At 72.0% G+C, this 23667-nt stretch carries 16 protein-coding genes, 1 pseudogene and 1 riboswitch; of the genes and pseudogenes, 8 read left to right on the plus strand and 9 right to left on the minus strand.

Going from position 1 to position 23667, the window contains the following annotated elements:
- The first annotated feature begins 536 nt into the window (after positions 1-536).
- A complete protein-coding gene (locus tag M4V62_RS29190; protein ID WP_249590167.1) occupies positions 537-2597 on the plus strand; it encodes a bifunctional glycosyltransferase 87/phosphatase PAP2 family protein in 2061 nt (686 codons plus the stop codon).
- On the opposite strand, the gene M4V62_RS29195 is transcribed toward M4V62_RS29190, so the two are convergent.
- Positions 2551-4173, minus strand: coding sequence for a hypothetical protein (locus M4V62_RS29195; protein ID WP_249590168.1), 1623 nt, complete (start codon positions 4171-4173; stop codon positions 2551-2553). The two genes, M4V62_RS29190 and M4V62_RS29195, sit on opposite strands and share 47 nt — an antisense overlap.
- A 192-nt stretch (positions 4174-4365) precedes the next feature.
- Positions 4366-5610 (minus strand): cytochrome P450, encoded by a 1245-nt coding sequence (locus M4V62_RS29200; protein ID WP_249590169.1) that lies wholly within the window; start codon positions 5608-5610, stop codon positions 4366-4368.
- 304 nt (positions 5611-5914) lie between these two features.
- Here M4V62_RS29200 and M4V62_RS29205 point away from each other — a divergent pair, with 304 nt between their 5' ends.
- Positions 5915-7084, plus strand: coding sequence for a steroid 3-ketoacyl-CoA thiolase (locus M4V62_RS29205; protein ID WP_249590170.1), 1170 nt, complete (start codon positions 5915-5917; stop codon positions 7082-7084).
- A 126-nt stretch (positions 7085-7210) separates the two neighbouring features.
- Here the strand turns inward: M4V62_RS29205 and M4V62_RS29210 are convergent, their stop codons facing one another.
- From M4V62_RS29210 to M4V62_RS29240, 7 genes are all read right to left on the minus strand, one after another.
- Positions 7211-7666: an aggregation-promoting factor C-terminal-like domain-containing protein gene (locus tag M4V62_RS29210; RefSeq protein ID WP_249590171.1), complete on the minus strand. Its 456-nt coding sequence runs from the start codon at positions 7664-7666 to the stop codon at positions 7211-7213.
- Between the two features lie 347 nt (positions 7667-8013).
- Positions 8014-8847, minus strand: coding sequence for an ECF transporter S component (locus M4V62_RS29215; protein ID WP_249590172.1), 834 nt, complete (start codon positions 8845-8847; stop codon positions 8014-8016).
- The gene (locus tag M4V62_RS29220) at positions 8844-10532 is read right to left on the minus strand and encodes an ABC transporter ATP-binding protein (protein ID WP_249590173.1); all 1689 of its coding nucleotides are present in this window, start codon (positions 10530-10532) and stop codon (positions 8844-8846) included. Before M4V62_RS29220 ends, M4V62_RS29215 begins: the two co-directional genes overlap by 4 nt.
- Positions 10529-11698 carry an energy-coupling factor transporter transmembrane component T gene (locus M4V62_RS29225; protein WP_249590174.1) on the minus strand — a complete coding sequence of 390 codons (1170 nt, stop codon included), beginning with the start codon at positions 11696-11698 and terminating at the stop codon, positions 10529-10531. Before M4V62_RS29225 ends, M4V62_RS29220 begins: the two co-directional genes overlap by 4 nt.
- Before the next feature lie 8 nt (positions 11699-11706).
- A complete protein-coding gene (locus M4V62_RS29230; protein ID WP_249590175.1) occupies positions 11707-12396 on the minus strand; it encodes an SCO2322 family protein in 690 nt (229 codons plus the stop codon).
- Positions 12393-13613 carry an SCO2321 family membrane protein gene (locus M4V62_RS29235; RefSeq protein WP_249590176.1) on the minus strand — a complete coding sequence of 407 codons (1221 nt, stop codon included), beginning with the start codon at positions 13611-13613 and terminating at the stop codon, positions 12393-12395. The genes M4V62_RS29230 and M4V62_RS29235 overlap by 4 nt, the downstream gene beginning before the upstream one ends.
- A gap of 144 nt (positions 13614-13757) precedes the next feature.
- A riboswitch (cobalamin riboswitch) is annotated at positions 13758-13827 on the minus strand.
- 102 nt (positions 13828-13929) lie between these two features.
- On the minus strand, positions 13930-14979 hold the full coding sequence (locus tag M4V62_RS29240; RefSeq protein ID WP_249590177.1) for a Strvi_7410 family MBL fold metallo-hydrolase: 1050 nt from the start codon (positions 14977-14979) through the stop codon (positions 13930-13932).
- Between the two features lie 226 nt (positions 14980-15205).
- On the opposite strand from M4V62_RS29240, the gene M4V62_RS29245 reads away from it, so the two are divergent.
- From M4V62_RS29245 to M4V62_RS43945, 6 genes and pseudogenes are all read left to right on the plus strand, one after another.
- Positions 15206-16672, plus strand: coding sequence for an aldehyde dehydrogenase (locus M4V62_RS29245; RefSeq protein WP_249590178.1), 1467 nt, complete (start codon positions 15206-15208; stop codon positions 16670-16672).
- Positions 16672-16905, plus strand: a complete 234-nt coding sequence (locus tag M4V62_RS29250; RefSeq protein WP_249590179.1) for a ferredoxin — start codon at positions 16672-16674, stop codon at positions 16903-16905. The genes M4V62_RS29245 and M4V62_RS29250 overlap by 1 nt, the downstream gene beginning before the upstream one ends.
- Before the next feature lie 205 nt (positions 16906-17110).
- Positions 17111-19801, plus strand: a complete 2691-nt coding sequence (lanKC, locus tag M4V62_RS29255; protein ID WP_249590180.1) for a class III lanthionine synthetase LanKC — start codon at positions 17111-17113, stop codon at positions 19799-19801.
- 44 nt (positions 19802-19845) lie between these two features.
- Complete coding sequence (locus M4V62_RS29260) at positions 19846-19974, plus strand: SapB/AmfS family lanthipeptide (RefSeq protein WP_249590181.1); 129 nt, start codon at positions 19846-19848, stop codon at positions 19972-19974.
- Positions 19975-20129: 155 nt separating this feature from the next.
- A complete protein-coding gene (locus M4V62_RS29265) occupies positions 20130-21863 on the plus strand; it encodes an ABC transporter ATP-binding protein (protein WP_249590182.1) in 1734 nt (577 codons plus the stop codon).
- A 1250-nt stretch (positions 21864-23113) separates the two neighbouring features.
- Positions 23114-23440, plus strand: a pseudogene (locus M4V62_RS43945) (ATP-binding cassette domain-containing protein); the annotation flags it as partial.
- Positions 23441-23667: the final 227 nt, after the last annotated feature.

A 23667-nucleotide genomic window follows, 5' to 3' on the forward strand; every position in this document is an offset into this window, starting at 1 on the left:
TCTCGGTTGACGACAAGGACAGAGCCGCCCAGCGAGGGGCGGCCCGCGAACGACCATAGGTGTAGGTGGCATCGTTACGTTCGGTGCCGGGTCAACCGCATGCCGTTCGTAAAGTGCCGCTATCCAGGGCAAATGGTTCCGCTTGTGACGGTGGCGAGAAGGTGCCCTTGTGATCTATGTCGCGCCTTGTTCGGGGAACCGCGGCAGGGGGTCCGGTCGCTCATCTCATGGACGGGTGGTGGACAGTTCGTGGAGAGCGGGCGGTGTCCGGGACGAAACCGGCGGTTAGGAAGTCTGCACAAAAGCCGGTAGAAAGCGGTGTGGCTGACAGGTGAAATGCGGGTTGCGCGCGTCTCATCTGAGGGCGCGGCCTCATCTGAGGGCGCGGCCTGATCCGAGGGCGCGAGCCCTCAGGAGCCGACTGCACCTCTCGGAGCAGCCGACTGCACAGTTCGGGGCCGACGGAGAACTCCCGGAGCCGACCGGACGTTGGGACCGAGCAGAGACGACGAGCGGGGCGGGAGGGCCGACGGCGAGTGGCGAACGTTGAGCACGGAGGACCGGGAAATGCCTTTGGGACCGGGACGACCGGCACACCGAAGGCGCGGATCGGGGCGGTCCGTGTCGCCCTCTGGCTGATCGCCGCCGTACTCGCGGTACGGCAAGCGGCCGTCGTCCTGCGTACACCGAAGGGTGAGCGGCTCACCGACCTGGAGACCTGGATCGGCCCGGACGGCGTCCTGCACGTGAACGGCTCCTTCTACGACGCGGACAAGTTCACCGGCACCCCGTTCGCCGGACTCGTGCTCAAGCCGTTCTCCCGCGCGGCCGAACAGGCGCTCGGCTGGGGCTGGACGTTCGGCACGCTGATCCTGGTCGTGATCCTCGGTCTGGTCGCCGCCCGTGCCCTGCCGCAGCCGGTCTCCCGGCGCACCTCGCTGCTCGCCGCGCCCATCGCGATCTGCCTCCTGATGCTGTCGCTCCCGGTGCGCAACACGCTGTATCTCGGCCAGACCAGCATCATTCCCGTGCTGCTCGTCCTGCTCGGGTGCTTCGCGGTCCGCGGGGAGCGGGCCAGCGGCATCCTCATCGGCATCGGGGCCGCGCTGCAGCCCACCATCCTGCTCTTCGCCGCCCTGTTCTGGTTCACCGGCCGCAGGCGCGCATCGGCCTCCGCCGGCGCCACCTTCCTCGCCGTCACCGCCGTCTCCTGGGCCGCGATGCCGCACGACTCCTGGGCGTACTGGGTGCATCACCTGGCGGGCGCAGGTCTGGGTGCGAGCCCGGACGGTGTCGCCAACCAGTCGCTGCACGGCGCGCTGCTCCGGTTCGGCCTCGAAGGTCCCCTTGAGATCGGCCTCTTCGTCGTCCTGAGCGCGGCCGTCGTCTGGTTCGGCCTGCGCCGTGCGGTCCACTACGCCAAGGACGGGCAGCTCCTGCTCGCCGTCGCCATCACCGGCTGTGTCGCGGTCGTGGTGTCGCCGACGACCTGGCAGCACCAGCTCCTGTGGGTGCTGCTCGCGGTGGTCGGCCGGGCCGGCAAGAAGCAGTCCGACCGGTACATGTGGCCGGTTGCCGTCGTCCTGGTGTCGACGCTTCCGGCCAAGATGATGCTGCCGAACATGCCGGTCGTGGAGCCCATCCGCGACAACGTCGTGCTGATCGCCGCGCTCGCCGCCGCCACCGTCGTGCCGTTCCTCTCCCGCGCGGCCCCGCAGTACCAGGAGCCGATCCCCACCGACTACGCCGAGCCCGTGCCCGCGCGCTGGAGCTGGGTGCCGCTGTTCCCGTTCTGGCGGCGGGTCACGACCCGGCCGAACCTGCTCCTCGAACTGCTCCTGATCCGCGTCGGCTACTCCGCCTACCAGCAGGCGCGGCTCGCCGCGACGGGCGGCACCAACTCGGGCGGGCGGGCCACCGCAGAGCAGCACGGCGAGCAGATCTACTCGATCGAGCAGTTCCTGCACATCGACATCGAGCACTGGGTCAACCACGCGGTGGTGAAGGTCGACTGGCTCGAGGAGTTCTTCAACTTCTACTACACGTCGTTCCACTTCGTGGTGCCGCTGACCGTCCTCGGAGTGCTCTACGCCCGGCGCCCCGCCGACTACCGCTGGGCACGCTCCGCGCTCGGCTTCGCGACGCTCCTCGCGCTCGTCGGGTTCTGGCTCTACCCCCTTGCCCCGCCCCGCCTGATGCCCGGCCTCGGCTTCATCGACACGGTCCACGGCGTGCAGGACTTCACCCAGCCGGACTACGGCACGCTGACCGCGCTCACCAACCAGTACGCGGCGATGCCCTCGCTGCACTTCGGCTGGTCGCTGTGGTGCGGTGTGGTCATCGTGGCCCTCGCGCCGAAGTGGTGGATGAAGGCGCTCGGCCTGCTGCACCCGCTGTTCACGGTCTCCGCGATCGTCGCCACCGGGAACCACTGGGTCCTGGACGCGGTGGGCGGCGCGACCGTCGTCGGCGCGGGCTTCGGCATCGGCTACCTCCTGGCCGGGCCCCGGGTGAGCAGGACCCTGAAGGTGGCGACGGGCTCGGAGCCGGTCATCGACATGACGAAGGACTCGGCGAAGGACCGTACCCCGAGCTGATCCTGTACGTCCCCGGGGCGGACACCGTGAGCCGGGTGAAGTCGCCCTGCCGCTTCAGACAGGCGCCCTCCGCCCGGAGCCACGGCGAGTACACCAGGCGCAGCGTCACCGGCTCGCTCGTGGGGACGCGGACCACCATGGCCGAGCCGGTGGAGCGGACGACGGACGCGGGCTTCGAGACCATCGGCACCGGGTCCTTCACCCGGAACACCCGCCAGTGCGCGTCCCGCCACACCGGTTCGAGCCACTTCGGGCCGCTCGCCACGAGCGCCGCCTCGTCCTCGGCGAACCCGTCGGGCTTGCCCGAGGGCAGCACCACATAGCCGACCGCCCACTTGTCCAGCCACGCCCGGTAGGTGGCGGCCGAGAACGACCCGTCGTAGAAGAGCCGGCCGCGCTCGATGTCGAGCTGCCGGTTCCAGCCGCGCGCCATGTTCACGTACGGGGCGAGCGCCGTGGCCTCGCGGTGGTTGCGGGCCGGGACCACCTCCACGCGCCCCCGGTCGGCGCCGAGCCGCTCCAGCTCCGCGACCACGCCCTGGGTGTCGGCGGCCCACTTCGGCACGGTCGTCGACACCGTCAGATCGTCCGCCGTCTTCTGCGTGACCCAGGCCGTGGACAGCACGAGCGCGACGACGAGCACGGCCTTGCGTACGCGGGTCAGCGCGGGCATCAGGAGCGCGCCGAGCAGCGCCGCGGGCGCGAGCAGCTCGGCAAGGCGCTCCACGTTCGTGCCGATCGGGGAGGGGATCAGATACGTCAGGACCGTCCCGGCCGCGTACACACCGGCCCCCCATCGCAGCACCCGCCACTCGCGCGGAGCCGCCACGATGAGCGCCAGGCTGAACACCACGGGCGGGAAGATCCGGTCGAACGGCATCAACTGCTCGCCGGTGAACGGGAAAAGGACGGTGGTCGCGCCCACGACAAGCACCGGCGGCGCGATCAGCGCCGCGGCCCGCACCGAGTCGCGTACGAGGAAATAGGCGGCGCCCGCCACCACGAGGAAGAGCCCCGCCACCGGACTGGACATGGCGGCAAGGGCCCCGCACACCACGGCGGCCCCCACGCGCCGCTCCCGCACGAGCATCAGGCACGCGGCGAACCCGAAGGCGATGCCGAGCGCGAACGTCGTGCGCCCCGATGCGACGTTGCACCACACCGCGAGCGAGGCGAGCACCGCGGGCCACAGCGGGCGCCGCATCCCGGTGCGTTCGACCAGCGCGGCGACCAGCCAGGCACCGGCGACGCCCGACACCACCGTCACCGTCTTCACGCCCACGGCGGCCATCAAGTAGGGCGAGATCAGGGAGTAGTTGGCGGTGTGCATGCCGCCGTACCAGAACAGGCCGTACGCGGCGGCCCCGTGCTCGGAGGCGAAGCGCGCCCAGGCGTACTGGGCCGCCAGGTCGCCGCCGCCGGTGGCGAGCCACGCTGCCCACACCGCGTACAGCGGAAGCGTGGGCAGGGTGGCGAGGAGCGGGATCCGGTGGCGTCGGCAGAAGGCGCGGAGGGAGGTCTTCCGCTCCGTGGGCGTGCTGCCCGATGGCGCGAGGGAGAAACCGGCGGAGGCCACGGCACCGTTTCCGTTCGAAGTCTTGGAGAGGCAACGTTTACTTCTCAAGACGCGTAACGCAACGGAAACGTTGGCTTTGAACCGCACCTGGCCGGATATGCCACCCGGATGCGGCCTTGGCCCCGGATGCCGCCAGGGGGAGGCAGGGGCAGGGCGTAGGGGGGAGTCGCCCCTGCCTCCCTGGCAAGCAGGTCAGCCCGTGCTGACCTGCAGTTCCTTGACGCCGTTCAGCCAGGCCGAGCGGAGCCTGCGGGGGTCGGAGACCAGTCGCAGATCGGGCAGCGCGTCCGCGACCGCGTTGAAGATGAGGTTGATCTCCAGGACCGCGAGCGACTTGCCGAGGCAGAAGTGCGGGCCTCCGCCGCCGAAGCCCAGGTGCGGGTTCGGGTCGCGGGTGATGTCGAACTTCCCTGGCTCGTCGAAGACTTCGGGGTCGTTGTTGGCCGAGGAGTAGAAGATCCCGACGCGGTCGCCCTTCCTGATCGTCACGTCCCCGAGCTCGGTGTCCTGGGTCGCGGTGCGCTGGAAGGAGACGACGGGGGTCGCCCAGCGCACGATCTCCTCGGCGGTGGTCTGAGGGCGCTCGCGCTTGAAGAGCTCCCACTGCTCGGGGTGGGTGAGGAAGGCGTGCATGCCGTGGGTGATGGCGTTGCGGGTCGTCTCGTTTCCGGCCACCGCGAGCAGGATGACGAAGAAGCCGAACTCGTCGGAGGAGAGGTTGCCCTCGTCCTCGGCGGCCACCAGCTGGCTGACGATGTCCTTGGCCGGGCACTCCTTGCGGGCGGCGGCGAGGTTCATCGCGTACGAGACGATCTCCATGGCCGCCTCGGCGCCGACCTCCTCGGTGATCGCGTACTCGGGGTCGTCGTAGGCCGCCATCTTGTTGGACCAGTCGAAGATTTTCGTCCGGTCGTCCTGGGGCACGCCGATGAGCTCGGCGATGGCCTGGAGGGGGAGCTCGACGGCGACGTTCGTGACGAAGTCGAAGGAGCCGTCGGCCTTGGCGTTCGCCAGGGCCGTCTCGACGATGGAGCCCGCGCGGTCGCGCAGGGCGTCCTCCAGGGAGCGGATGGCGCGGGGCGTGAAGCCGCGCTGCACGATCTGGCGGACCCGGGTGTGCTCGGGCGGGTCCATGTTCAACATGATCATCTTCTGGACCTCGATCTGGTCCCGACTGATCGTCTCGTTGAACCGGATGACCGCGGTGTTGAGGTTCGAGGAGAACAACTCCGGGTGCGTGGAGACGTACTTGACGTCCGCGTGCCGCGTGACGGCCCAGTACCCCGAGTCGTCGAAGCCGGAGATGCGCGGCGGCTGGGCGATCCAGCGCACCGGTTCCGTCTGCCGCAGCTGGGCGAACTCCGGGAGGGGCACGCGCTCTTGGAGCAGGTCGGGGTCGGTGAAGTCGAACCCGTCGGGCAGCGCTGGACAGGGCATCGGCAACTCCAGGAGTTCAGTTCCGGTAGTGAGTCGTGGTGCTGAGTCGTGGTGCTGGGGCGTGGCTCTGTGTTCCGACTGTTCTGACGGTCCATCAGGAGATGCCCCGCAAGGTAGTAACGGGTTCTACAAGTGGCAAGGCCCGCGACGGGTCCGCTTTCGTGCAGGTAGTGCGCAAGGTGCGTGCAAGCCCCTTGCGGCGGTGGGGTCGGGCTCAGCAGACTGCATGCAGAACTAGAACGCGTACTAGTTCTCCGCGCGGGTGCCGGGACACTCCCGCGGGATGTGGATGGAGAGGACGCCCATGGCCGCGGAACCTGTCATCGTCGAAGCCGTACGCACCCCCATAGGCAAGCGCGGCGGCGCGCTCGCCAATCTCCACCCCGCCTATCTGCTCGGCGAGACCTACCGCGAGCTCCTCGGCCGCACGGGCATCCACGCGGACTGCGTCGAACAGATCGTGGGCGGCACGGTGACGCACGCCGGGGAGCAGTCCATGAACCCCGCGCGCACGGCCTGGCTCACGATGGGCCTTCCGTACGAGACCGCGGCGACGACGGTGGACTGTCAGTGCGGCTCGTCGCAGCAGGCGAGCCACATGGTGGCCAACATGGTCGCCGCCGGTGTCATCGACGTCGGCATCAGCTGCGGCGTCGAGGCGATGTCGCGCGTACCGCTGGGCTCGGGCTCCAAGCACGGTCCTGGGAAGCCCTTCCCCGAGGAGTGGAACGTCGACCTGCCCAACCAGTTCGAGGCGGCCGAGCGGATCGCCCGCAACCGGGGTCTGACGCGGGAGAACGTCGACTCGCTCGGCCTCATCTCGCAGGAGCGCGCCGCCACCGCCTGGGCCGAGGAGCGCTTCAAACGCGAGACGTTCGCCGTCCAGGTCCCCACGACGGAGGAGGAGCAGGCCGCGGGGCAGGGCATGTGGCGGCTCGTCGACCGGGACGAAGGGCTGCGGGACACGTCCATGGAGGGTCTTGAGCGGCTCAAGCCGGTGATGCCGACCGCCGTGCACACCGCGGGCAACTCCTCGCAGATCTCGGACGGCGCGGCGGCGATCATGTGGGCGTCGAAGCGGATGGCGCGGGCCCTGAAGCTGAAGCCGCGGGCGCGGATCGTGGCGCAGGCCCTGGTGGGCGCCGATCCGCACTTCCATCTGGACGGGCCGATCGACGCGACGCGGGCGGTCCTGGGCAAGGCGGGGATGTCCCTGAAGGACATCGACCTCGTGGAGATCAACGAAGCCTTCGCCTCGGTGGTCCTGAGCTGGGCGCAGGTCTTCGAGCAGGACCTGGAGAAGGTGAACGTGAACGGGGGTGCGATTGCGTTGGGGCATCCCGTGGGGGCGACCGGGGCTCGGCTCATCACGACCGCCCTGCATGAACTGGAGCGCCGGGACAAGGAGTTCGCGCTGATCACGATGTGCGCGGGTGGGGCCGTGGCCACGGGGACGATCATTCAGCGGCTGTAGGCCGCCGCGGAAGCCGAAAACGCCGGACAGGCTGGGAATTCCAGCCTGTCCGGCGTTTGAGGACGAACTCGGCGAAGCCGGTGATGCGCGGTGCGCAGAGCTTCGTTCAGGCGGCAGAGCCGAGGCTCAGTACCACCCGTTGGCCTGCCAGTGGGCCCAGGCGCCCGTCGGGCTGCCGTAGCGGTCGTTCATGTAGTCGAGGCCCCACTTGATCTGGGTCTCGGGGTTGGTCTTCCAGTCCGAGCCCGCCGAAGCCATCTTCGAGGCGGGCAGGGCCTGGACCAGGCCGTAGGCGCCGGAGGAGGAGTTCGTCGCCTTGTGGTTCCAGTGGCTCTCGTGCTCGACGATCTTGCTGAACGCCTGGTACTGCGCGGCGTCCGGGATCATCTTCTTCGCGATCGCCTGGGCCGAGGAAGGAGCCGCGGCGGGAGCGGCGGCCGGAGCGGCCGCCTTCGCCTCGGTCGGGGCGGCGGCCTGGGCCGGACCCGCCATGAGCACCATGCCGGTCGTGGCGGCGGCCAGGGCGGCACCGGTGAGGGCCTTCTTCGGGGTGGCGATGCGGCTCAGGAGCGTGGCGGACAAAGCGTGACCTTCCGTGGGGGACATGGTGTCGCGGGCACGCCGTGGGCCACGGGAGTGTGGCGGGTGGAATGCGTCGGCGCCCTGGGCCCTGAGGCCGTCGGCGCCGTGCGACTCGATCCAGAGAAACAGGGCTGCCGCGTCTCCGCAATGACCCCTTTTACTAGTGGATGTCGCATGTGCGCGGAAGGTCCTTCGTGTGACGTGGCTCTCAATCCCCAGGTCAGGGCGCATATTGGCGCGTCCGCGTCAAGACAAATGATCTACGACCCCGCCTAGTAGAGGACCAAGGTCCTGTGGGCCGCCTCACCGCGAAGGGACCCTTTCGGTCACGGAGAGCCGACGGCTGGCTACGCCTTCGGGCCCTCGAATGTGACCTGGGCCTCGAAGGCGGCCCGGCGCGTGGCCCGGCGCAGCGCCTTCAGGACGGCGGGACCGAGAGCGAGGCTCAGCAGGACGGTGACGACGGCTCGGGGCAGGTCCCAGCCGAGCGAGGTCGCCAGGCAGTACGCGATGAAGCGGCCGAGGTTCTCGCCGACGGGATCGCCGGGCACAAAGGAGACGCCGGTCGCGAGGCCGCCGAGGTAGGGCCAGCCCTGAAGGTTCATGACGGTGCCGTACAGGACGGACGAGATTGCCCCGTAGGCGGCGAGGAGCCACAGCTCGCCGCGCCCGCGCAGGGTGTCGGGGCCCGGCAGCAGCCCCGCGCCCATGCAGACCCACCCCATGGACAGCATCTGGAACGGCATCCACGGCCCGACACCGCCGGTGAGCAGCGCCGAGGCGAACATCGACACCGCACCGAGCACGAACCCGAACCCGGGTCCGAGCACGCGCCCGCTGAGCACCATGAGGAAGAACATCGGCTCGATCCCGGCCGTCCCCGCCCCCAGCGGCCGCAGCGCGGCCCCGGCGGCGGCGAGCACCCCGAGCATCGCGATGGCCTTCGCGTCGAGCCCGACATCGGCGATGGTCGCCACGACCACGGCGAGCAGCAGCGGCAGCAGCGCCGCGAACAGCCAGGGCGCGTCCTGGGCGTGCGCGCTCAGGCCCGAGTCCCTGCCCGCGATGAGCGGCCACCCGAAGGCCACGACACCGACCGCGCTGACGAGCGCGAGGGCGCCGATGGAGCGCGGGCCCAGGCGGATGGGCCGGGCCTGACGGGCGGCAGGAGAGGAGGTCACGCGGTATCGCCTCCCGCACCCAACGCGTCCCGTACCTCCGTGACCGTCAGCCACCGCTGCGGGGCCAGGATCTTGGTGGTCTGCGGGGCGAAGGACGGGGACGAGACGACGATCTCCGGGGTCGGGCCGTCCGCGACGATCTCACCGTCGGCGAGGATCGCCACCCGGTGGGCCAGTTCCGCCGCCAGTTCCACGTCGTGCGTGGCCAGGACGATCGCGTGGCCCTCGGCGGCGAGACCGCGCAGGAGCGTGACCAGACGGGCCTTGGCCGCGTAGTCGAGGCCACGGGTCGGCTCGTCAAGAAGGAGAAGGGGAGGGCGGGCCGTCAGGACGATCGCCAGGGCCAGGGTGAGGCGCTGGCCCTCCGAGAGGTCGCGGGGGTGGGTGTCGTCCGCGATGCCGGGGAGCAGCTCCGTGACCAGGGCGCGGCAGGTGCCGGGCGCCGCCGACGCGTCGTGGTCCGCCGCCGCGCACTCGGCGGCCACGGTGTCCGCGTACAGGAGGTCACGCGGTTCCTGCGGGACCAGGCCCACGTGGCGGATCAGTTCGCGGGGGCCCGTGCGGTGCGGGATCGCGCCGCCGACGCGGACCGACCCGGCCGCCGGTTCGAGCAGCCCCACCAGGGTCGACAGGAGCGTGGACTTCCCGGCGCCGTTGCGGCCCATCAGGGCCACCGTCTCGCCCGCGCGGACGGTGAGGTCCACGCGGCGCAGGGCCTCCACCCGGCCCCGGCGGACGGCAAGGCCGGAGACGCTCGCGGCGGCCGCCTCCGGGGCGTCGGTCTGCTTCGTACGTCGGAAGAGGCTCGGCCGGCCCGCCACCGGAGGCACAGCCCCGGCCTCCTCGCGCGGCCCGGCTGCGGCTCCGGCGAGCGCAAGGCGCTCCCGCAGCGCGCCCGCCCTGCGCCGCGCGTCCCGCACCGTCAGCGGCAGCGGTGACCAGCCGGCGAGACGGCCGAGGCCCACCACCGGCGGGTAGACCGGCGAGACGGCCATCAGCGCGGCGGGATCCCCGAGCACGGGAGCCTCGCCCGGCGCCCCGAGCAGCAGCACCTGGTCGGCGTACTGCACGACCCGTTCCAGGCGGTGCTCGGCCATCAGGACCGTCGTGCCCAGGTCGTGGACGAGCCGCTGCAGTACGGCGAGGACCTCCTCGGCGGCGGCCGGGTCCAGGGCCGACGTCGGTTCGTCGAGGACGAGGACCTGCGGGTGCGGCGTGAGCACCGAGCCGATGGCGACGCGCTGCTGCTGGCCGCCGGAGAGCGTGGCGATGGGGCGGTCGCGCAGATCGGCCAGGCCGAGCAGGTCGAGGGTCTCCTCGACCCGGCGGCGCATCACTTCGGGGGCGAGTCCGAGCGACTCCATCCCGTACGCGAGCTCGTCCTCGACCGTGTCCGTCACGAAGTGCGAGAGCGGGTCCTGGCCCACCGTGCCGACGACGTCGGCGAGTTCACGCGGCTTGTGCGTACGGGTGTCGCGCCCCGCCACGGTCACCCGCCCCCGCAGCGTGCCCCCGGTGAAGTGAGGCACGAGCCCGCTCACCGTGCCGAGGAGCGTCGACTTGCCGACCCCGGAAGGGCCGACGAGGAGCACCAACTCGCCCTCGGGCACGGCGAGATCGACCCCGCGCACGGTGGGCTCCGCGACCCCTACGTACGTCACGGAGACATCCTCGAAGCGGATCATGAGGGCTCCTTGGTGCGAGCGGGGGCGGGAACGGGAGCGGCGGAATCGGCGGGCACCGGCGCCACGAAGGCGGGCAGGAGGCCGATGAGGATCGCCGCGGCGGGCCACAGCGGCAGCGTCGGCGCCGTCAGGGGCACGATTCCGGGGTGCAGGGCGGACGCGTCGTACGAGGCGGCCCAGATCATCAGGCCCGCCACCGCGATGCCCGACCCGGCGACGAGCCAGGCGCGCACGCCCCAGGGGTCGGGGCGGTAGCGGGTGCGCACGGAGCGCCGGCCGCCCAGGCGAAGCCCCGCGAGGGCGGCGACGAGCCCGGCGGCCAGGACCGGCAGGCCGTAGCCCGTGCCTCCCTCGGAGAGCAGGCCGTACGTTCCCGCGCAGACGCCCATCAGACCGCCGAGAGTCAGGACGGCCGTGGTCCTGCGCACCCCGGCGGGGACCGGCGCGCTGCGGCCGAAGCCGCGCGCGTCCATCGCGGCGGCCAGGGCCACCGACCGCTCAAGGGCGCCTTCGAGGACCGGGAGCCCGACCTGGAGCAGCCCCCGGATGCCCTTGTCGGCGCGCCCGCGAAGGCGCCGCGCGGCACGAAGCCGCTGCACGTCCATGATCAGGTTCGGCGCGAACGTCATCGCGACGACGATCGCGACCCCCACCTCGTACAGCGCGCCCGGCAGCGACTTGAGCAGCCGGGCCGGGCTTGCGAGGGCGTTGGCGGCGCCGACGCAGATGAGGAGACCGGCCAGGCGCACCCCGTCGTAGAGCGCGAAGAGCAGTCCCTCGGCCGTCACCCGGCCCCCGATCCGCACGCCCTTCGCCCAGTCGGGCAGCGGCACCTCGGGGAGCGTCACGACGACATGGCTGCCGGGGATGGGGGAGCCGAGGACGACGGCGAAGACGAGCCGGATCGCGATCACGAAGAGGCCCAGCTTCACGAAGGCCCCGTACGACCTGGCCCACGGGGCGGACGTCCTGCGCGCCGCGACGACATAGCCCGCGACCCCGATGAGGAGACCGAGCAGCAGGGGATTGGTGGTCCGGGACGCGGCGACGCCGAGCCCGAGCGCCCACACCCACCAGGCGCCCGGGTGCAGCGCGTTGCTCCGGTGCGCCTCGGGGGCCAGACGCCTCCGCAGCGCACCGGGAGCGGTGCTCGGGTGATCGTTCATCGTGCGGGTCAGCCGCGTCGGCGGCGTGCCTGCCAGACGGCGGCACCGCCGAGCAGGGCGATGGCGGCCACGCCCGCGATCAGGCCGACGGAGGGGCCACCGGAGTCGCCCTTCTCCTCGCCGGACTCGCTCGACTCGCCCGCGGTCGGCTTCTTCTCCGCCTTCTCGGACTGCCCGTTGCCCGCGACCTGCTCCCCGCAGCCCGACTTCGGGTAGTCCGCGATGGCGCACAGCAGGGCGTTGCTGTCGTAGCGCAGCGGCTTGGCGACCGCGGCAAGGGCGTCCGCGCTCGTCGCGTCGTCGGCCACCTGCGCGCAGGCGGTACGCGGCTTCGGCGGACTCTCGCCGTCGGGGGCGTCACCCGGCGTGCCGAAGTCGACGACCAGGGCGATCCGCTTGCGGTCGTCCTTGGCGGGGGTCTTGGCGCAGATGGCGTCGAAGTCCGCGGCGCCGCGCGGCTTCGCGGCGTCCTTCGAGTCCTCGGACACGGAGAACCGGAAGCCCTGGACGGCACCGTCGTCGGGGTGGGCGGTGCTCGGCCCCTGACTCGCGTACGCCCACTTCGCGCCGTCCCGGTCCCAGAAGGACCAGTAGCGGTAGCCGGCGGCCTGGGCGGGGGCGGCGGCGAGGACACCGAACAGGGCGGCGAGAAGCGCCCCGATCACCAGGCGTCCGCACCGCGCGCGACCCCGCGTCACAGCTGCTGCTTCTTCTTGTTGCCGCTGTACAGGAAGCCGATGCCGATACCGGCGACCATGCCGACGCCGATGATCCACCAGATGCTCACGCCGCTGCCGTCGTCGCTGTCCTTCTTCTCGTCGGCGGCCTGGTCGGTCGCCTGCGGGGCCGGACCCTGCGCGTTGAGCTGCTTGACCAGGTCAGCGCCGCCGAAGTCGCGCGGGTCCATGCCCGCGGCGTGGGCGGCGAAGATCAGCTGGGCGTAGGCGGCGGGGCCTGACTTCTTGGCCCACTCGGCCGAGTTCTTCGCCAGCCACTGGGCCGACTTCTCGGCCTGCTTCTGCTGGCCGGCCGCGGCGAGCGCGAGCACGGAGTCCGCGGTGTTGCCCACGTCCGGCGGGACCTTGGTGCCGGGCAACGCCGACATCAGGTGGTCGTCGGTCTTGGCGAGGGTCTTCAGGAGGTAACCGGTGCCGTTCGCCGCAGCCTGCTCGGCGGTGTCCGCCTTCGCGCACTTCGGAGTGGCGGCCTCCTTATTGGCCGGGTCCACGATCAGGCCCTTGCCGTGGGCGCCGAGGACACCGGCCGCCGTGGCGTCCGCGTTCGGAAAGAGCTTGCCCGTCTTCATGTCGGCGAGGCCGAAGGCGCCGCCGTCCTTGCCGCAGCTCATCGAGAGGGCGGGCAGCGCGTCGTACGGGGACTTGCCGTCCTGGTTCTTCACCGACTGCGGCTTCTCGCCCGCCGCGGTCAGTGCGCCGATCACGATGCCGGTGGAGTTGGCGTCGGAGTCCATGCCGGGGCCGTAGCCCCAGCCGCCGTCCTTGTTCTGCACCGACTTCAGCCAGCCGACGCTCTTCTTGACGGCCTTGTCCTGACCGCCGAGCGCGGCGAGCGCCTGCACGGCGGACGCCGTCGCGTTGCTGTCGAACATCGTCTTGGAGTCGCACGGCTCGCCCGCGTCGGCGCGGTACGCGGCGAAGCCACCACTCGCGCACTGCTGGCCCGTGAGCCAGTCGACGGACTTCGCCGCGGGCTTCACACCGGCCGAGTCCTGGGCGAGCAGGGCGTACGACTGCCGGAACACCCCGTCGAACTTGGGGTCCGCGTCGCCGTACAGACCGGAAGGAAGGGCGGCGGAGGGCGACGGTGACGCACTCTCCGCGAAGGCGGCCGGGGCGGCGGCCGAACCGAACACGGCGACGGCGGCCAGGACCGCTGCGCTGCGGCGAACGTTCATGATGCGGCGGGTGCCTCTCCCTGCGGGGAGCGGGGCAGCACGGGCGCGTAGCGGGCACGGGCACCGGGCGGCTCCGGCTCCGTATACCTCGACGGTGCCGGTCGCCGGAGGTTCCGACGACGCGAGCCGGTCACGCTTCGTACCGGGCATTCCGGCTCACCGCTCGACGCGGTATACGGCTGCGGGTCAGCGCCGGATTCGCACCGGCTTCCCCCCGTACGGGCATGATGACGACGGGGCCACTCTACCGGCCCGTAGGGGGAGCGGCCCGGGGCGCCCGGCCCCCGGCAGGAGGGGCCCACGTCCCGGCCGGAGGTCACACCGCCCGGTACCGCACCGGATCGTTGCCCACCGCCTCCGCGCGCCCCAGCTTCACCAGGCGCCGCACATGGGCCTCGGCCTCGGAGACGGCGATGTTCCGTGAGCCGTAGCGGATCTCGGCCCAGGGGCGGTTCCACTCCATCTGCTCGGCGAGCTGCCAGGGCGTGAGGGGCTCGGCGAGGAGGGCGAGCAGGTCGGTGAGGCGCTCCTCGTGGTGGGCCAGGATCTCCCGCACGCGGGCCGGGGCGTCCGTGAACGCGTACTGGTGGGCGGGCAGCACCTCGGCGACCCCCAGGCGGCCGATGCGCTCAAGGGAGTCGATGTAGTCGCCGAGCGGATCCGTGACGGTCTCGTCGTCCGGGTCCTCGTACAGGCCGATGTGCGGGGTGATCCCGGGGAGCAGATGGTCGCCGGAGAACAGGCGGCCGTGTCCGGGCAGTCGCGCCGGGTGCTCCTCCTCCAGGTGCAGGCAGACGTGGCCCGGGGTGTGGCCGGGCGTCCAGATCGCGCGGAGCCTGCGCCCCGGCAGTTCGAGCAGCTCGCCCGGAGTGATGTCGCGGTCGGGGAGCGCGGCGGCCATGCCGGGAAGGCGGGGCGCGCGGCCCGCGTCCCGGGCGGCGATGAGGGGGCCCAGGTGGTCGGCGGGGGCGCCCGCGGCCGTCAGCTTCTCCACCATGTAGTCGAACCAGCGCGCGGGCGGCCCGGACCGCGTGCGGCGTACGACCGACGCGTCCGCCTCGTGCATCGCGATCCACGCGCCCGACGCCTCGCGGACCTTGGCCGACAGGCCGTGGTGGTCGGGGTGGTGGTGGGTGATGACGACGCCGTGCACCGCGTCGGGGGACGTGCCGCAGGCGGCGAGGCCGGTGGCGAGCGCGTCCCAGGACGTGGGGTCGTCCCAGCCTGTGTCGACGAGGACCGGCCCTGCGTCGGTGTCCAGGAGGTGGACGAGCGTGAAGCCCAGGGGGTTGTCCGGGATCGGGACCTTGATGCTCCACACGCCCCCGCCGTGCTCGGTCACCTGCGGGTCGGTCACCTGCGTCATCGGGAGCCCTCATCTCTCGTCGGCTGCGCGGCCACGACCACGGCCCCCACCACCATAACTAGAACTAGTTCCAATGATCGCCCAAGTCGACTGTTTCGACAGGCTACTTGCACCTTGCTCTCCGTGGACTACTGGAACTAGAACTGGTATCAGTTCTGAAACACAGTCCTGAAACAGTGTCAGAAAGCGTGCCGCGCAGGCGGAATCCCGCAGGAGGCAGTCAGCCATGACCGAGCTCGTGGAACACGGACAGCTTTTCATCGGCGGGGAGCTGGTGGACCCCCTCGGCAAGGACGTCATCGAGGTGATCTCGCCGCACACCGGCCAGGTCTTCGCGCGGGTGCCGCACGCCGCGCCCGCCGATGTCGACCGGGCCGTCGCCACCGCGCGCAAGGCGTTCGACGAGGGGCCCTGGCCCCGGATGACGCTCGACGAGCGGATCGAGGTCATCACCAGGATCAAGGACGCGATCGCCGTACGGCACGAGGAGATCGCCCGTGTCATCAGCTCCGAGAACGGCACCCCGTACACCTCCAGCATCATGGTGCAGGCCCTCGCCGCGATGATGGTCTGGGACTCGGCGCTCACGGTCGCCAAGAACTTCACGTACGAGGAAGCCCGCGACGGAGCCCTCGGCAAGATCCTCGTGCGGCGCGAGCCGGTGGGTGTCGTGGCGGCCGTCGTCCCGTGGAACGTCCCCCAGTTCACCGCGGCGGCCAAGCTCGCGCCCGCGCTGCTCGCCGGGTGTCCGGTGATCCTCAAGACCTCGCCCGAGGCGCCGCTCGACGCGTACATACTCGCCGACATCGCCACCGAGGCGGGGCTGCCGAAGGGCGTGCTCTCGATCATCTCGGCGGACCGCGAGGTGAGCGAGTACCTCGTCGGGCACCCCGGCATCGACAAGGTGTCCTTCACCGGCTCCGTCGGCGCCGGCAAGCGCGTCATGGAGGTCGCGGCCCGCAATCTCACGCGCGTGACCCTGGAGTTGGGCGGCAAGTCGGCCGCGGTGATCCTGCCGGACGCGGACGCGGCGACCGCGGTAGCGGGCATCGTCCCCTTCGCCTGGATGATCAACGGCCAGGCCTGCGTGGCCCAGACCCGCATCCTCGTGCCCCACTCCCGCTACGACGAGTTCGCCGAGGCCTTCGCCGCCGCGGCCTCCGCGCTCAAGATCGGCGACCCGCTCGACCCGGAGACCGAACTCGGCCCGCTCGTCGCCCAGCGCCAGCAGCAGCGCTCGCTCGACTACATCCGCATCGGCCAGGAGGAAGGCGCCAAGATCCTGACGGGCGGCGGCCGTCCGGCCGGGCTCGACGACGGCTGGTACGTCGAGCCGACGCTCCTGGGCAGCGTGGACAACTCGATGCGCGTCGCCCGCGAGGAGATCTTCGGCCCGGTCATCTGCCTTCTTCCGTACGGCGACGAGAGCGAGGCAGTGAAGATCGCCAACGACTCCGACTACGGGCTCAGCGGCAGCGTCTGGACGGCGGACGTGGAGCGCGGCATCGACATCGCGCGGCGGGTGCGCACCGGGACGTACTCCGTGAACACCTTCAGCCTCGACATGCTCGGCCCGTTCGGCGGCTACAAGAACTCCGGTCTGGGACGGGAGTTCGGGCCCGAGGGGTACGGCGAGTACTTCGAGCACAAGATGATCCATCTCCCGGCGGGCTACGAAGGGGCGGGTGCCTGATGGGTGACCGCTGGCACGTCGAGGTGGACCGGTCGGTCTGCATCGGCTCCGGGATGTGCGTGATCACGGCGCCGGGCGGCTTCGCGCTCGACTCCGCCCGCCAGTCGCACCCCGCGGACCCCGAGACCGACGCCAACGAGAAGGTGCTCGAAGCGGCCGAGGGGTGCCCGGTCGAGGCGATCACCATCACGTTGTCCGGCAGCGGGGAGGTCGTTTTTCCGCCGGAGGAGTAGCGGAGTTCGCACCGGCAACGGGCTTTACTCCCGTGACGCCGTCCGCACCGGTTTGTGTGGGTCCTGTGTTCATTATGTGCGCTCGAACGTGTGCGAACAGGACTTTACCCATGCGTTCCGCATGCCCGATCGATGACATCCGTGACTGTCCGTCCCCTTTGCGGCCTGGAACTCTCTGACCCAGACGACATGGGGAGGGGACGCCGTGGACAAGCGGTACGAGGTCTACTGTCTGGCCGACAGGTACTTCTACGAGACTCCGGACCGCTTGTCCGTGGGCGGCACCGCCGCCGCTGCCCCGTACGCGACGGCGGAGCGCGCCGTCCCGGACGGCTGGCGCTCGGTGCGTGCGGGGGACTGGCTCTCGATCGTCCCGGTCGACGCCGAAGGGGAGGCGCGCCCCGCCCCTCAGCAGGGCTGGAAGGTCCACGCCTCCGCGACCCTGGGCAACGCCGACCGCATCGGCGCGATCATCTGGGACTACTGCGTGGAGCGCTCCGTCCCCTTCAAGTTCGTGCCCGCCGCCCACCTCCTGCACCTGCGCAACAGCAAGTACGCGGGGCGCGACAACAGTGGCAAATTCGCCACGATCTACCCGGCCGACGAGGAGCAACTGCACGCTGTCCTGAATGAGTTGGGCAAGCTGCTCGAAGGTTTCGAGGGTCCCTACATCCTGACCGACCTGCGCTGGGAACAAGGGCCGCTCTACGTCAGATACGGGGCCTTCACGCGGCGCATGTGCGACAACGGCAAGGGCACGCTCGTGCCCGCCATCGAGGACGCCCGGGGCGTGCTCGTGCCCGACTCCCGCGACCCGGCCTTCCGGGTGCCCGAGTGGGTGACGCTGCCCGCGTTCCTCGAACCCCAGCTGGCCGCCCGCAACACGACGACCGTCGGCGACCTGCCGTACCGCATCGAGAAGGCCCTGCACTTCTCCAACGGCGGCGGTGTCTACGCGGGAACCGACACCCGCGACGGCCGCAAGGTCGTCCTGAAGGAGGGCCGGCCGCACGCGGGCCTCGCCGCCGACGGCGCCGACGCCGTCGCCCGGCTCGAACGCGAGAAGACCGCCCTGGACAAGCTGTCGGGCCTCGGTGTCGCTCCCGAGGTCCGGGACTGGTTCCTGCTCGGCGACCACCGCTTCCTGGTCATGGACTTCGTCGAGGGCACCACCCTCAACTCCTTCTTCGCCCACCGGCATCCGCTCCTGGTCAGTAGGCCCGACCCCAAGGACATCGCCGACTACACGGCCTGGGCGCTGCGCATGCACCGCCGCGTAGAGGAGGCCGTCACCGCCGTGCACGAGCGCGGCGTCGTCTTCAACGACCTCCACCTCTTCAACATCATGGTCGCGCCCGACGAACAGACCGTGTCCCTCCTCGACTTCGAGGCGGCAGGCTCCGTGGGTGACTCGGGACGCCAGGTCATGGCGCACCCCGGATTCGTCGCGCCGCCGGACCGCACCGGCACGGGCGTCGACCGCTACGCCCTCGCATGCCTGCGGCTCGCCCTCTTCCTGCCGGTCACCTCGCTGCTCGCCGTCGACCGGGGCAAGGCCGCGCATCTGGCCCAGATGATCGCCATCGAATTCCCGGACGTACCGGCGGAGTTCCTGGCCGACGCGGTGGCCGAGATCGAGCGCGGCGGCACCGATGAGCAGGCGCCGGTCCTCGACGCGGGAGCGCCGATGGCCCTGGACGGGGGCGGCCCGGAGCGGAGCGGGACCGGCGCCACCACGGCGGCGAGCACGTCCACGGTGTTCGTCGACCCGGCCGACTGGCCCTACAGCCGCGACTCGATGGTCAAGGCGATCCTCGCATCGGCCACCCCCGAGCGCGACGACCGCCTCTTCCCCGGCGACATCGCCCAGTTCGCCGACAGCGGCGGCCTCGGCCTCGCGCACGGCGCGGCCGGAGTGCTCCTCGCCCTCGACGAGAGCGGCGCCGAGCGCTACGAGGAGGGTGAGCGCTGGCTCCTGAAGCACACCGAGCGCGTCCGCCCCGGCACCCCCCTGGGGCTGCACGACGGCCTCGCGGGCGTCGCCCACGTACTCGGCAGGCTCGGGCACCACGGCCGCGCCCTCGACCTGATGGAGCTCGTCCTCCAGGAGAACTGGCAGCGGCTCTCCTCCGACCTCCAGGGCGGCCTCGCCGGACTCGGCCTCGCCCTCGACGCCCTCGCCCACACCACCGGCGAGGAGGAACTCGCCCAACACGCGCTCAAGGCGGCGGAGTTGCTCGGTGAGCGGCTCGCCGTCGAAAGCACTCCGGGCGGGCGGCCGCGGGCCGGGCTGCTGCACGGGGCCACCGGCCCCGCACTCCTCTTCCTGCGGCTCCACGAGCGCAGCGGCGACCCCGCGCTCCTCGACCTCGCGGCGCGGGCCCTGCGCGCGGATCTGGCCCGGTGCGTGGCGCGTCCGGACGGCAGCCTCGGCGTCGACGAGGGCTGGCGCACGATGCCGTACCTCGGCGACGGGAGCGTCGGCATCGGGATGGTCATCGACGACTACCTCGCGCACCGGGACGACGCCGAGTTCGAGGCGGCACGGCCGGGCATCCTGGCCGCGGCGCGCTCACGCTTCTGCGTGCAGCCGGGCCTGTACCAGGGGCGGGCCGGACTCCTGCTCCACCTCAACCGGACCACCGCGCCGGGCGTCGAGCCCGAGGACATCGCCGAGCAGATCGCGGCGCTCGGCTGGTTCTCCATGTCGTACGAGGGCCAACTCGCCTTCCCCGGCAACCAGATGATGCGCCTGTCCATGGACCTGAACACCGGCACGGCGGGCGCCCTCGTGGCCCTGTCGGCCGCGCTCGGCGACGGCGAGGCGCACGTCCCCTTCCTGCCGCCGCCCCGGCGGCAGCCCCAGAGCCGGTCCCGCCACGCAGCGGGGTCGTGACACCACCCATAAGGACAATACGTCCCCAAATGAGAGGGAAGATCATGGCGCTTCTCGACCTGCAGAGCATGGAGTCCGACGAGATGACCGGTGGCGGCGGCGGTGGCGGCGGCCAGAGCACGGCCAGCCTGCTGCTGTGCTGGAGCGAGGTCAGCCTGGTCATCTGTCTGTGACGCGCTTGCGCGCATGAGCGGTACGGCATCTGACGGCCCGGGCGGCGCCCTCTCGAGGGGGCCCGCCCGGGTCCGCCGGCGTCGGCCGCCCCGTCACGGACATCCGGCCATGGACATCCGGCCACGGACACGAGGACTGCGAGGACCCGGACCGCATGGCGACCACGACCCCCCGTCTCCGTCCTCCGCCACCCGCCTCCGACGCGGGACTGCTGCGCGCGGCGACCCGCCACAGCGCGGCCCGCTGCACGGCCCTGGTGCTGTGCGCCGCCGGGGGCGCGGGAGGGAGCCTGCTCCTGCCGCTCGCGATCGGCCGCGCCCTGGACGCCGTCCTGACCGGCCACACCACCGGCCAAGGCGGGGGCGGCGCCACCCGCTGGATCCTCGCGTGCGCGGGGCTCATCGGCGCGATGGCCCTGCTCGACGCCCTCGACGGCGTCCTCACCGGAACCACCAACGCCCGCACCACGGCCTGGCTGCGCGGTCGTGTGGTGCGCCATGTGCTCGCCGTCGGCCCGCGCACCACCGCACGCTTCGCCCACGGCGACCTGGTGGCACGCCTCATCGACAACGCGGCACACGCGGGCATCGCGCCCGCCACCTTCGCCGCGCTCCTCTCCGCCCTGGCCGTGCCCGTCGGTGCCGTGGTGGCCCTCGCCCTGATCAACGGCTGGCTCGCCGTGGCGTTCATCGCCGGAGTCCCCGTACTCGTCCTGCTCCTGTGGGCGTTCACCCGTGCCACATCCGACTGCGTGGCGAGCTATCAGCGGGTCCAGGGAGACATCGCGGGCCGCCTGTCCGAGGCGATCGGAGGCGTCCGCACCATCGCGGCCGCGCACACCGAGGACAAGGAAGCGGCCCGCGTCCTCGCGCAGCTGCCCGAACTCTCCGGGCACGGCCACCGGATGTGGCGGGTCCAGGGCCGCTCCCAGGCCCAGGCCGTCACGGTCGCACCGCTCCTCCAGCTCGCGGTCGTCGCGGTGGCCGGACATCAGCTGCTCCAACACCACATCACCGTGGGGGACTTGCTGGCCGCCTCCCGGTACGCGGTGCTCGCCACCGGCATCGGCATGCTCGTCGGACAGCTGGGGGGCATCGCACGGGCGAGGACGGCGGCACACCGTCTCGGCGAGATCCTCGCGGAACCGGCGACCTCGTACGGGACACACGAACTGCCTGCGGGAGACGGCCTGTTGGAGCTGCGCGGCATCAAGGTGACCCGCGGCGGACGCACCGTGCTCGACGGCGTCGATCTGACGGTGCCCGCGGGTGGCACGCTCGCCGTGGTCGGGCGCTCCGGCGCGGGCAAGTCGCTCCTCGCGTCCGTCGCGGGCCGGCTCGCCGACCCCGACGAAGGGGACGTACGCCTCGACGGCGTGCCCTTGCGTTCACTCAGCCGCGAGGAGCTGCGCCGCGAGGTCGGCTACGCCTTCGAGCGGCCCGCGCTGCTGGGCACCACCCTGGAGGACACGATCGGCTTCGGAGCCCCGCGCCCGGCACCGCCCCGCATCCGCGAGGCGGCCCGCGCCGCTCATGCCGACCCCTTCATCACCCGCCTCCCCGACGGCTACGCCACGCCCTGCGGGCAGGCGCCGCTGTCCGGAGGCGAGGCCCAACGCCTCGGCCTTGCACGGGCGTTCGCGCGGGGAGGGCGGATCCTGATCCTGGACGACGCGATGTCCAGCCTGGACACGGTGACCGAACACCACATCGCCGAGGCCGTGCTCCACCACACCCCGCACCGCAGCCGCCTGATCATCGCCCATCGCGCGGCGACGGCGGCCCGCGCCGACGTGGTGGCGTGGCTGCACGACGGCCGGATCCGGGCGGTGGGCAGGCATGCGGAGCTGTGGGAGCGGCCGGAGTACCGGGAGGTGTTCGGCGCGTGAGGCGCGTGAGGCGCGTCAGGCGCGTGGCGCCGGTGAAGCGCGTGCAGCCGTCCCCGGCCCCGCAGGGCACCTACCACCGAGGCGTCCGCTTCCTGTGGCGCAGATGGCCGGTGGTGCTGCGGCTCGCGCTCTGGTCTGTCCTGGAGACCGGGCAGACCTTCCTCACCGGATACGCACTCGCGCGCGCCCTGGACGACGGATTCCTCGCCGGGCGCGAGGCGGTCGGCCTCGGATGGCTCGGCGCGGCAGGGCTCGGTGTGGTCGTGGCCGCGTACGGCACGGGCCGGGTGTACCGCGCCGTCGCCGATCTGGTGGAGCCGCTGCGGGACACCCTGGTGCGGCAGGTCGTCGGCCGGGGGCTGCGGGACGCGGACGGGGCCTCCGTGTCCCGGCTGACCCAGCAGGTGGAGATCGCCAGGGACACGTTCGCGGGCCTGGTCCTCGTCTCCCGTTCCTTCGTCTTCACGGCGGCGGGCGCGCTGATCGGTCTGTTCTCGCTGGCGCCGCTCCTGCTCCTGGTGGTCGCGCCGCCGCTCGTGGCCGGTGTCGCCCTGTTCGTGGTGAGCCTGCGCCCGCTGGCCCGGCGTCAGGAGAGGTTCCTCGTCGCCGACGAGGGCATCGCGGCCCAACTGGGCGCGGTCTCACCGGGGTTGCGGGACGTCGCGGCCGCGGGCGCGGAGCAGGACGTGGCCGAGGACCTGGACCGGGGTGTCGCAGCGGAGTACGCGGCGGCCGGATCCCTCGCCCGCTGGGGCGTCCTGCGCACGGCCGCCCTCGCGACCGGCGGCCAGCTGCCGCTCGTCCTGCTCTTGGTCACGGCCCCCTGGCTCCTGGACCGCGGAGTGACACCGGGCGCCCTGGTGGGGGCGATCGCCTACGTCACCCAGGCCCTGCTCCCGGCCCTGCACAACCTGATCCACGGCCTGGGCGCGAGCGGCTCCCGCCTGGCGATCGTCCTGCGCCGCGTGACGTGGACCCCGCCGACGGCCGGCGCCCCGGCAGCCGCCGCTCCCGATCCGGTCGCGGGTGGCGATGAGCGGCGCGCGGACCTCGCGCGGCGGGAAGACGCGCGGCCTGCTCGCGACGACTCGGTGAACGATGGCGGCGTTGCTCCCGGGGCCCAGCCGGCCCCTGATGGGCGCCCCGCACCCGCCCTTGAGCTCTCCTGCGTCACCTTCGCCTACGGCCCCCTCGCCGAGCCCGTCGTACGGGATCTGTCGCTCACCGTCCCCCGGGGCGGCCACCTGGCCGTGGTCGGACCCAGCGGGATCGGGAAGTCGACGCTCGCCGGGCTCGTGGCGGGGCTCTTCGAGCCCGGGGAGGGTGTCGTCCGCGTGGGCGGGCGGTCCGTGCGGGGGCACGAGGCCGTCGGGCGGCGGGTGTTGATCCCGCAGGAGGCCTACGTCTTCAGCGGGACCGTGCGGGAGAACCTGGAGTATCTGCGGGTGGACGCCGTCGGCGACGCGGAGTTGCTGGCCGCCGCGCTGGCCGTCGGGCTCAGCGGCGTGATCGAGCGGCTCGGTGGGCTCGACGCCACGGTCGACCCCGCCGCGCTCTCCGCGGGCGAGCGCCAGCTCATCGCGCTGACCCGCGCCTACGTCTCGTACGCGCCCCTCGCCCTGCTCGACGAGGCCACCTGCCACCTCGACCCGGTGGCGGAGGCCCGCGCCGAGCGGGCGTTCGCGGCGCGGCCCGGCGGCACCCTCGTGGTGATCGCCCACCGCATCAGCTCGGCCCGCCGCGCCGACCGGATCCTGGTGATGGACGGGACGTACACCCTGTGCGGCAGCCACGAGGAGCTCCT

The sequence above is a fragment of the Streptomyces durmitorensis genome, assembly GCF_023498005.1.
Taxonomy (GTDB): Bacteria; Actinomycetota; Actinomycetes; order Streptomycetales; family Streptomycetaceae; genus Streptomyces; species Streptomyces durmitorensis.

Excerpts from the sequence above, each read along its gene's own strand:
- M4V62_RS29200 (WP_249590169.1), bottom strand. The coding sequence starts at position 5,610 with ATGCCCTGTCCAGCGCTGCCCGACGGGTTCGACTTCACCGACCCCGAC.
- M4V62_RS29205 (WP_249590170.1), top strand. The coding sequence starts at position 5,915 with ATGGCCGCGGAACCTGTCATCGTCGAAGCCGTACGCACCCCCATAGGC.
- M4V62_RS29220 (WP_249590173.1), bottom strand. The coding sequence starts at position 10,532 with ATGATCCGCTTCGAGGATGTCTCCGTGACGTACGTAGGGGTCGCGGAG.
- M4V62_RS29225 (WP_249590174.1), bottom strand. The coding sequence starts at position 11,698 with ATGAACGATCACCCGAGCACCGCTCCCGGTGCGCTGCGGAGGCGTCTG.
- M4V62_RS29235 (WP_249590176.1), bottom strand. The coding sequence starts at position 13,613 with ATGAACGTTCGCCGCAGCGCAGCGGTCCTGGCCGCCGTCGCCGTGTTC.
- M4V62_RS29240 (WP_249590177.1), bottom strand. The coding sequence starts at position 14,979 with ATGACGCAGGTGACCGACCCGCAGGTGACCGAGCACGGCGGGGGCGTG.
- M4V62_RS29245 (WP_249590178.1), top strand. The coding sequence starts at position 15,206 with ATGACCGAGCTCGTGGAACACGGACAGCTTTTCATCGGCGGGGAGCTG.
- M4V62_RS29250 (WP_249590179.1), top strand. The coding sequence starts at position 16,672 with ATGGGTGACCGCTGGCACGTCGAGGTGGACCGGTCGGTCTGCATCGGC.
- M4V62_RS29260 (WP_249590181.1), top strand. The coding sequence starts at position 19,846 with ATGGCGCTTCTCGACCTGCAGAGCATGGAGTCCGACGAGATGACCGGT.
- M4V62_RS29265 (WP_249590182.1), top strand. The coding sequence starts at position 20,130 with ATGGCGACCACGACCCCCCGTCTCCGTCCTCCGCCACCCGCCTCCGAC.